The organism is Lancefieldella parvula (assembly GCF_963530955.1).
Taxonomy (GTDB): Bacteria; Actinomycetota; Coriobacteriia; order Coriobacteriales; family Atopobiaceae; genus Lancefieldella; species Lancefieldella parvula_A.
Genome location: NZ_CAUSFQ010000053.1, coordinates 1 through 9321 on the forward strand (window position 1 = coordinate 1; position 9321 = coordinate 9321).

Annotated in this window: 11 protein-coding genes; all 11 read left to right on the forward strand. The window is 48.6% G+C overall.

From position 1 onward, the window contains the following. Nucleotides 1-835 (forward strand): DHHA1 domain-containing protein (locus tag RWJ43_RS04520; protein WP_314008308.1); only part of this gene is annotated, 835 nt, incomplete at its 5' end. Nucleotides 836-838: 3 nt separating this feature from the next. Continuing rightward, a complete protein-coding gene (gene ruvX, locus RWJ43_RS04525) occupies nucleotides 839-1261 on the forward strand; it encodes a Holliday junction resolvase RuvX (protein WP_035431832.1) in 423 nt (140 codons plus the stop codon). Beyond that, complete coding sequence (mltG, locus tag RWJ43_RS04530) at nucleotides 1262-2572, forward strand: endolytic transglycosylase MltG (protein WP_314008312.1); 1311 nt, start codon at nucleotides 1262-1264, stop codon at nucleotides 2570-2572. Beyond that, complete coding sequence (locus tag RWJ43_RS04535) at nucleotides 2487-3080, forward strand: YqeG family HAD IIIA-type phosphatase (protein ID WP_314008314.1); 594 nt, start codon at nucleotides 2487-2489, stop codon at nucleotides 3078-3080. The genes mltG and RWJ43_RS04535 overlap by 86 nt, the downstream gene beginning before the upstream one ends. A 64-nt stretch (nucleotides 3081-3144) precedes the next feature. Next, nucleotides 3145-3693, forward strand: coding sequence for a shikimate kinase (locus tag RWJ43_RS04540; protein WP_035431826.1), 549 nt, complete (start codon nucleotides 3145-3147; stop codon nucleotides 3691-3693). Next, a complete protein-coding gene (locus RWJ43_RS04545; protein WP_314008317.1) occupies nucleotides 3690-4826 on the forward strand; it encodes a 3-dehydroquinate synthase in 1137 nt (378 codons plus the stop codon). The genes RWJ43_RS04540 and RWJ43_RS04545 overlap by 4 nt, the downstream gene beginning before the upstream one ends. A gap of 91 nt (nucleotides 4827-4917) precedes the next feature. After that, nucleotides 4918-6042 (forward strand): aminopeptidase P family protein, encoded by a 1125-nt coding sequence (locus RWJ43_RS04550; RefSeq protein WP_314008320.1) that lies wholly within the window; start codon nucleotides 4918-4920, stop codon nucleotides 6040-6042. Nucleotides 6043-6292: 250 nt separating this feature from the next. Further along, the gene (locus RWJ43_RS04555) at nucleotides 6293-7294 is read left to right on the forward strand and encodes a PTS sugar transporter subunit IIB (RefSeq protein WP_314008322.1); all 1002 of its coding nucleotides are present in this window, start codon (nucleotides 6293-6295) and stop codon (nucleotides 7292-7294) included. 16 nt (nucleotides 7295-7310) lie between these two features. Then, nucleotides 7311-8126, forward strand: a complete 816-nt coding sequence (locus RWJ43_RS04560) for a PTS mannose/fructose/sorbose transporter subunit IIC (protein ID WP_035435192.1) — start codon at nucleotides 7311-7313, stop codon at nucleotides 8124-8126. A 21-nt stretch (nucleotides 8127-8147) separates the two neighbouring features. Beyond that, nucleotides 8148-9065, forward strand: a complete 918-nt coding sequence (locus RWJ43_RS04565) for a PTS system mannose/fructose/sorbose family transporter subunit IID (RefSeq protein WP_035435190.1) — start codon at nucleotides 8148-8150, stop codon at nucleotides 9063-9065. 86 nt (nucleotides 9066-9151) lie between these two features. Continuing rightward, nucleotides 9152-9321 (forward strand): DUF956 family protein (locus RWJ43_RS04570; RefSeq protein ID WP_314008329.1); only part of this gene is annotated, 170 nt, incomplete at its 3' end.

Consider the following 9321-nt stretch of genomic DNA (forward strand, 5'->3'; position numbering starts at 1 on the left):
TACCAAAGATGAGCTTGATCGCATTGAGGGTATGGGCAACGCAGAGATTTTTGCCGCTAAGACTGTTGTTACTCAGATTATGAGCATTGAGGACGCAAAGGCTGCTGGTGCTGTTGCACTCTTTGGCGAGAAGTACGGTGATGTCGTACGCGTTGTCTCTGCTGGTGCAGAAGACGCTCCATTTTCTCGTGAGCTCTGTGGTGGTACTCACGCACGCAACACAGCAGACCTTGGCCTCTTTAAGATTATCTCTGAGAGCTCCGTTGGTTCTAACTCAAGGCGTATTGAGGCGGTAACTTCTATGGGCGCTATCGAGTACGTTGATGAGCGCCTGGCTCAACTTGATGAGGTTGCCGCAGCTTTGAAGGTTCGTCCTTCTGCTGTTGCAGACCGCGTTGAGCAGCTGCAGCAAGATCTTCGCACTGCAAACCATAAGCTTGAGGCTGCTCTAACTGGAGCAGGTAGCAATCAGGTAGCAGAAGCACTTAAGTCTGCTGTTCAGCTTAATGGCTATAGCTGTGTAATTGCTAAGCTTGAGGGCCTTTCTGGCAAAGAACTCCGCTCCGCATGGGACGGCATCCGCGATGCATCTGACGGCCAGCCTGTTGCTTGCGTCATTGCATCCGCAACCGCTGACGGTAAGGTTTCCCTGCTTGCAGGTGCCACTGATTCTGCAGTTGCAGCGGGCTTCTCGGCAGGAGACATTGTCAAAGAGATTGCAGAGCTTGTTGGTGGCCGTGGTGGCGGTAAGCCAGCAATGGCGCAGGCAGGCGGTTCAAATGCTGCAGGAATTGACGCAGCGCTTGAGGCTGCAAGAACAAAGCTTGGTGCGTAACGTTTGCGCGTTTTAGCTTTAGATATTGGTGAAGTTCGCATCGGGGTTGCTGTAAGTGACCCCGATGGTGCTATTGCGTCACCTGTTTGCGTGCTACCTGCGCAAGAGGTACTCTCACATGCACGTACGTTTAAAGCTGTGCTTGAAGATTGGGAGCCAGAACTGCTTTTGTGCGGTCGTCCTAAAACGCTCGCCGGCGAAGATGGACCACAGGCCCAAAAAATTACCGCTCAAGCTGAGCAAATTGCGAAGAACTGCCAACTTCCATTAGAATTTACTGACGAAAGACTTTCTTCTGCGGAAGCAAAGAAGATTCTTCGAGCGCAAGGTTTATCTGAAAAAGCCATGCGTGGAAAAGTTGACATGGTTGCTGCTTCGCTCTTTTTGCAATCATGGCTTGATGCACAGATGAATAAGGGAGACTAAATGCCCACCCTATCAAATGGTTCTTCTCCGCGTCGTCAGGGCGCACATTTTTCTTCTCCTGTACCAGAAGGACAGGCTCAGGAAGAGCAGATTCAGCAGGAACAGATCACGCAGCCTTCAGTTGAGGCTACAGGATCGCTGCCTGCACTTACCGGTGGCAAGCTTTCTTCAAGAAGCGCTCAAGTCACTCATATGGCAAAGAACAAGCAGGTAAAGCATAGAGATAAGAAGGCTTCAAAGCGTTCTCGTATTTTTGCGGCACTTATCGCTTTTATAATGGTTGCGGCCCTTGGCATCTTTGTGTGGAAAGTAGCGCTTCCAGAGCTTTCTCGCGCTAATTCCGATACGCAAGAAATTACCGCTGGTCAGCAAGTTACCGTTACCATTCCAGATGGCGCTGGTGCGCAGGAAGTCGCAAAGATTCTTTTTGAGAACAAGATTATTGCAACTAAGAGCGAGTTCTTAAATCAGGTAAAGCGTCAGGATGCTGAGCAGAAAATCAAGAGTGGTATCTATGTTATTACCACTGGTACCAAGCCAGCAGACATCGTTCATCTGCTTATTTCTGGCCCTAATGCTCCTGGTAGTGGCTTTGTCGTACCAGAAGGTTACACCGTTTCTCAGGTTGCGGATTTGGTTCAGGACTACTTTGGTATTTCTCGCGATGATTTCTTGAATCAGGCAAAAGCATCCAATTATGTTGCTGACTATCCGTTCCTTGCAGGTGCGGTAGATGCTAATGATTCTCTTGAAGGCTACTTATTCCCCAAGACCTATACCTTTACAGAAAGCAATGTAACTGCCGATACGGTCATCCGTGCCATGCTTGATCAGTTTGAGACAGAGACAGCTGATCTTAACCTGGATGCCGCTCGCATTACGCTTAATAAGCGTTACAACTTGAATCTTACTAACGAGCAAATCATTATCATGGCATCGATTATTGAGCGAGAAGCCCTGACTGATGATGACCGTCCTAAGGTTGCATCTGTTTTCTACAACCGCCTGTACGATGATATGTATCTGCAAAGTGACGCTACCCTTGCTTATTCCCTGGGTAGGGAAGCTACTGCAGAAGACCTCAGCTCGATGACAAGCGACCCCTATAACACCTATGCGTTTAAGGGTTTGACTCCTACGCCTATTTGTTCCCCAGGTTATGCCTCTATTAAGGCGGCTATGGATCCAGCAGCAACCAATTATTACTACTTCTGGATTACTTCGGATGAGCACGTCTTCTCAGAGACGTACGACGAACATCAGCAGGCTATTGAAAACGCACGCGAGCGTGAAGCCGCAAGTAAGCAATAGCAGGTGTGGCATGAGTTTGATCAAAGCAACACACTACGTTTCTGCTGTTGAATACATCTCAATAGAGGATTTGGTTCAGCAGGGGATTAAGCTTGTGCTCTTAGATCGCGATAATACCTGTGTGCCCCGAGACACCAAGATGGTGCCGCCAGAGGTTTCTGCTTGGTTTGAGAAGGCTCATGCGGCTGGATTAACGCTCTGTCTCATCTCCAATAACATTCACCTCAATGAGGTCCAGCGTAGCGCTCACGAGCTGGGAATTGAAGGAGAAGGCTTTGCGTGTAAGCCGCTTCCTCGCGCGCTAACTGCTGCTATGAAGCGTTTCTCGGCAACTAAAGAGCAAACCGTGATGGTGGGAGACCAGATTTTTACCGATGTTATTGCAGGTAATTTGGCTGGTGTTTCAACTATTTTGGTAAAGCCGCAGTCCAATGAGGATCTTTGGTACACCAATATCATTCGTCACGTCGAGCGCCGCATTTTAAAAAATGTAACTTTTACGTCATAACAAGACGGCTTTAGTTTACTTGCTCCAACTCGATGATAGAATCATCTTGAAAGGCTGGAGGAGTATGGAGCTTCGCGATTCAAGATACGTTGTACATGAGGGCTGTGATCATATCTTTTTTGTAGGCTTTCTGGGTGCCGGAAAGTCCACACTCGCACGTAATTTGGGCGAGCTGTTTCACCGCCGCTATGTTGACACCGATCGCCTAGCAGAGCGTATAGCAGGTAAATCACTGGCAGAAATCTACGAAGATGACGGTGAAGAGCTTTTTAGGCAGGCAGAAACTGAGGTTTTGCACACGCTTAAGTCTAAGAAGTCACTGCTTGTAAGCTGCGGCGGTGGAATTGTCGAGAAGGACGTCAATCTTGCGCTTATGCGTGAGATGGGGGTCATTGTGTTTCTCGACGGCGATCTTTCTGACTCGCTTCGCCAAATTCAGCGCACGGATAGGCGTCCCGATCTGGGAAGCTTTGAAAACGCTACTCAGCTCTATAGACGCCTGCGTCCACGTTATGAGGCCGCTGCTGACATTACTATTGATATTCGTGAGAAAACATTTGAGCAGGTAGCCATTGATTCTGGCAAGCTGCTTTGGGAAAGAGGTCTTCTATGAGTGACAACGTCCAGACTGAACTTGAAGAGGAATTGCCACCTGTTCAGATCAAACAGTGGGTTTCTATTCCCGGCGGCTCTATTGCACTTCGTTCTGGTGCGGGTGTTCTTTCAAACTTTGGTACTGAGCTCAGAACCGCAGTGGGAAGACCTCATCGCTGTGCTTTTCTTGTCAGCAATCAAGCAGATGAAGACCTTGCTGAGCTTCTGCGTAGAGACCTCACCACCATTGGTTTTCTCGTCACACGTGTAGATGTGGAAGATGGCAAGGCAGCAACTACCGTGGCAACTGAGGCACAGGTATTGTCTGCTTTGGCAGAAATGCACCTGACAGCTGATGATTTAGTAGTTGCCGTGGGCCACGAGGGCGTCATTTCTCTTGCTAACCACGTGGCAAACAAGTGGTGTGGGGGAGTTTCCCTTGCTACTGTTCCACTTGATTTAGCAGCAGTTATTGTCTCGTCCATTACTCCTCGAGCACTTGATACTGACGCTGAACATCAGCGCCTTGTTACCACTAAGCCTTGTGCTCGTTTCTGCTTTGCAGATCTTGAGGTTATGGATCTTTGCGATGACAGCGCTAAGGTTGCCCAGGTATGTATGGTTGCAACGGCTATGTCTGATAACGAGGCGGAGTTTGGACGCATTTGGGATAGAGCAGATAACCTCTCCTCTGGAGTTGCCGATATAGTTGCAGAGCAGCTGGCAGAGTCTACTAAGACCCGTGGCCGTCTCTCTGATTCTTCCGCTATTGCTATTCAGCAGTCTGTCCCTTACGGTTGGGTTTTTGTGGAGGCACTTCGCCCGCTCATCCCAGCTGATCAGCCTCTTTCTGCACTTTATGCAGACGCACTGCGTTTCTCGGCAAGAATTGCAGTAGCTAAAGAGGCGCTTTCTTTTGACGATATGCTTGCCCAAGACGAGATTCTTGAGCGCTTGAATATTGGTTTTGTTACCTGTGACATTACTTCTGAGCAGCTTATCGAAGCGCTCAAACAAGAATGTTTCCATTCTACTAATCGTTTTATGTTGCCGATTCCAATGTCTATTGGAAGGGTAAGATTAGCATCGGTCGACGAGGAACTTCTCGCCGAGCATGCCCGCGCTTGGTGTGAGGCTCACGCTTCGCATTAAAGCGCCGCATCTTGCAGTAAGGAGCCTGTTTGCTGAGGCGACTCCACAAGGTGCAACTCTTTGTTGTAAACATCTCGAGAAGGGATTTGAAATGGCAGATTTACAGGCAGCAGCAAAGCGCGTTGCGCGCTTTCGCGAGGTAATGGCTCAGAGGGGTTACGACGCTGTTGTTCTACGTCACAACCCAGATCTTCGTTGGTTGACTGACGCTGAGCGTGTCTTTGACTTTGAGCAGGCACATACTGCATTTATCACGCAGGATGAGCTCTTCATGCACACTGACTCTCGTTACTACAACACATTCCTGGAGCGCCTTGGTGCTGATTCTCCATGGAAGTTTGACCAGGAAGTCACTACTCCTACCGAGTGGGTTGCCGCTCATATTGCTGAGGCTCGTGCTCGCGTAGTTGCTATTGAGGACACCGTTGATCTTGCGTTCTTTGATGGCCTTGAGCAGGCATTACGTGATCGTTCTGTTGCTGCTTTGCTTCCACGCATGCATGGTGATATTGCTGAGCTGCGTATTGTTAAAGACCCAGCTGAAATTGAGCTTATGAAGCACGCTCAGTCAATTACTGACAAGGCGTTCCTCCACATCTGCAAGTACATTAAGCCAGGTCTTACTGAGCAGCAGATTCGCGCAGAGCTTGAGAACTACATGCTCTCTAACGGTGCAGATGCCCTGTCCTTTGATTCCATCATTGCTTCTGGTCCTAATGGTGCTAATCCTCATGCACAGCCAGGTGAGCGCGTAGTTCAGACAGGCGACATGATTGTTATGGACTACGGTGCAGGTTACCTGGATTACCACTCAGATATGACCCGTACTGTTGTTGTTGGCGCACCTTCCGAGGAGCAGCAGCACGTCTTTGACGTTGTCCGCAAGGCAAACGAAACTTGCGCGGCAGCTATTCATGCAGGTGTCACTGGTTCTGATATTCATAACCTTGCAGTTAAGGTTATCTCTGAGGCTGGCTACGGTGAGTACTTTGGCCACGGCCTTGGCCACGGTGTTGGCGTTGAGATTCACGAGCGTCCATTCTTCAACCCTCGCTGGAACAAGGTTATTGCAGCAGGTTCAGTTGTTACCGATGAGCCTGGCATTTACCTGCCTGGTAAGTTTGGTATTCGCCTTGAGGACTTTGGCGTTGTTACTGAGGACGGCTACGATGTCTTTACTCAGTCCACACACGACCTTGTGTCTGTTGGCTGCTAACTAGACGCGATATACAGAATTCTTGCGGTCAGAAGCTCTATGTTTCTGGCCGCATTTTTATGTTTACCTTTAGGACGAGAAGATCTTCTCGTCCTAAAATTGGCTTATACAACCTAAAAAATCTAAAAAGAGTTAGGTTAGTGAAGACACGCTTCAGATATATGTAATAAAATCAGAAAAGTAAATGTTATTTTCATTGTTATGTTTACAGTTTCATTTGTTTTATTAGGTAGAAAAGAAGGAGGTAGAAGTGGTTAGTATCGTTCTAGCCAGCCATGGCAAATTTGCCGAGGGCATCAAAGATTCTGGCGGCATGATTTTTGGACCACAGGAAGGCGTTGTGGCTGTAACGCTTACTCCTGATATGGGCCCAGATGACCTGCACCAGAAGATTCTCGACGCAATTGCCACGCTTGAAGATCAAGAGCACGTTTTGTTCTTGGTTGACCTATGGGGTGGCACCCCCTTTAACCAGATTTCTCGCGTTCTTGAGGAAGAGGGTAAAGAGGATTGGGTTGCTGTTACTGGCCTTAACCTCCCAATGCTTATTGCAGCTTATGGCTCTCGTCTTGGTGTAGATACCGCAGCTGAGGTAGCAAAAGAGATCTACTCTGAAGCTCGTATGGGCGTAAAGATTAAGCCAGAAGAGCTTGAGCCACAAGAGGCAACACCTACTGATGTTCCTGCTGCTCCAGCAGCACCTCAGGGAGCAATTCCTGCGGGTACCGTTATTGGTGACGGCAAGCTTAAGATTGTTCTTGCTCGTATTGATACCCGCCTTCTGCATGGTCAGGTTGCAACTACGTGGACAAAGATGACCAAGCCAGATCGCATTATTGTCTGCTCTGACGGTGTTGCTCAAGATGAGCTCCGCAAGACCATGATTATTCAGGCAGCTCCTCCAGGAGTACATGTCCACGTTGTTCCTATTAAGAAGATTATTGAGATTGCTCACGACACTCGTTTTGGCAATACCAAGGCAATGCTTCTGTTTGAGACTCCTCAAGATATGCTTCGTGCTATTGAGGGTGGCGTAGAAATCAAGGAAGCAAACCTTGGTTCTATGGCTCATTCTGTTGGCAAAGTTGTTGTTACCAACGCAGTTGCTATGGATGAGGACGATGTAAAGACTCTTGAAGCTATCCGCGAGTGCGGTACAACGTTTGATGTTCGTAAGGTTCCTGCAGACAGCGCAGAGAACTTTGAGGCAATGCTTAAAAAAGCTAAGTCTGAGCTTGGCGCCCGTAAGTAACTAGAAGGAGGTAGAAATGACACCTATCACAATACTGCTTGTCGTAATTGTTGCTCTTCTCGCTGGCATGGAAGGTATTCTTGACCAGTGGGAGTTCCACCAGCCCCTGGTTGCTTGCTCACTGATTGGCCTTGTGACTGGTCACCCTGCTGAGGGAATTATCCTCGGCGGTTCTCTTCAGATGATTGCTCTTGGTTGGGCAAACATCGGAGCTGCAGTTGCACCAGACGCAGCTTTGGCATCTGTCGCATCTGCAATCATTATGGTTTTGGCACTTAACGGCGGAGACACTGACACCACCGCTGCTATTAACACCTCTATTGCACTTGCAATTCCTTTGTCCGTAGCAGGCCTGTTCCTCACCATGATTGCTCGTACTATTGCAACTGGTATTGTCCACGCAATGGACGCAGCTGCCGAGAAGGGCGATTTTGCTGCAATCGAGCGTTGGCACATTGTAGCTATCCTCATGCAGGGCGCACGTATTGCTGTTCCTGCAGCTGCTCTTTGCTTCATTGACCCAGCTATTGTCACTGATGCTCTAAACGCAATGCCTAAGTGGCTCACTGGCGGTATGGCAGTTGGCGGCGGCATGGTTGCTGCTGTTGGTTACGCAATGGTCATTAACATGATGGCTACTCGTGAGGTTTGGCCGTTCTTTGCTCTTGGCTTTGTCTTTGCTGCTATTAACCAGCTCACTCTTATTGCTCTTGGTGTTATTGGTGTTTGCCTTGCTATTCTCTACATTGGTCTTAAAGACCTTGCTAAGCAGGGTGGCGGCGCAGGTGGCGGATCTGGTGATCCGCTCGGCGATATTATTGACAACTACTAATTCTGAAGGAGCGTGAAACTAATGGAGAATAAGATTCAGCTTTCTAAGAAAGACCGCATGTCTGTTGCTCTTCGTCATCAGTTCCTTCAGGGTTCTTGGAACTACGAGCGTATGCAGAACGGTGGTTGGGCATTCTCAATGATTCCAGCCATCAAAAAGCTTTATCCAAACAAAGAAGATCAGGTAGCAGCTCTTAAGCGCCACCTTGAGTTCTACAACACTCACCCTTATGTTTCTGCACCAGTCATGGGCGTTACCCTTGCACTGGAAGAGGGACGTGCTAACGGTGAGCCTATTGACGATGTTGCAATTCAGGGCGTTAAGGTAGGCATGATGGGCCCTCTGGCCGGTGTTGGTGACCCAGTCTTCTGGTTTACTGTCCGTCCAATTCTTGGAGCACTCGGCGCATCTATTGCCGCTGGTGGTTCTGCACTTGGCCCTATTCTCTTCTTTGTTCTGTGGAACGTCATCCGCCTTTCCTTCCTGTGGTACACCCAGGAGTTTGGCTACAAGGCAGGCGCTTCAATTTCTTCCGATCTTTCTGGCGGCATGCTGGGCAAGATTACCGAGGGTGCTTCTATTCTTGGTATGTTTATCATTGGTGCCCTGGTACAGCGCTGGGTTTCAATTTCATTTACCCCAGTTGTTTCTACCATTCCTCAGCAGGCAGGCGCCTACATTGATTGGACAAGCATTCCTTCAGGAGTAGAGGGAATGCACCAGGCATTAAAGCTTTACGCTGCACTTGGACCAAACGGCCTTGACCCAGTCAAGGTAACCACACTGCAGTCCAACCTTGACTCGCTTGTTCCTGGACTGGCAGCTGTTGGTCTGACACTGCTTTGCTGCTCACTGCTTAAGAAGAAGGTCTCTCCAATTGCTATCATCCTGGCTCTCTTTGCCGTTGGTATTATTGGTCGACTCCTTGGCTTTATGTAATGAGTAAGAGTACGCATTAGTACTCAACTTCGCACGAATATGGGTCGCGCTCTATAATGGGTGCGACCCATTTTTGAAAGGATTGTATGGCTCAGTCTCAAAACAGTACGGTCGATTTCACCGCAAAGGCAACGTCATTCCACGGGCTAGCTACGTATGGCGATATCCTTATTGGCAATAAGGCCTTTGAGTTCTACAACCAGAAAAATCCTGAAGATTACATTCAAATTCCTTGGGATCAGATTGATCATGTGGC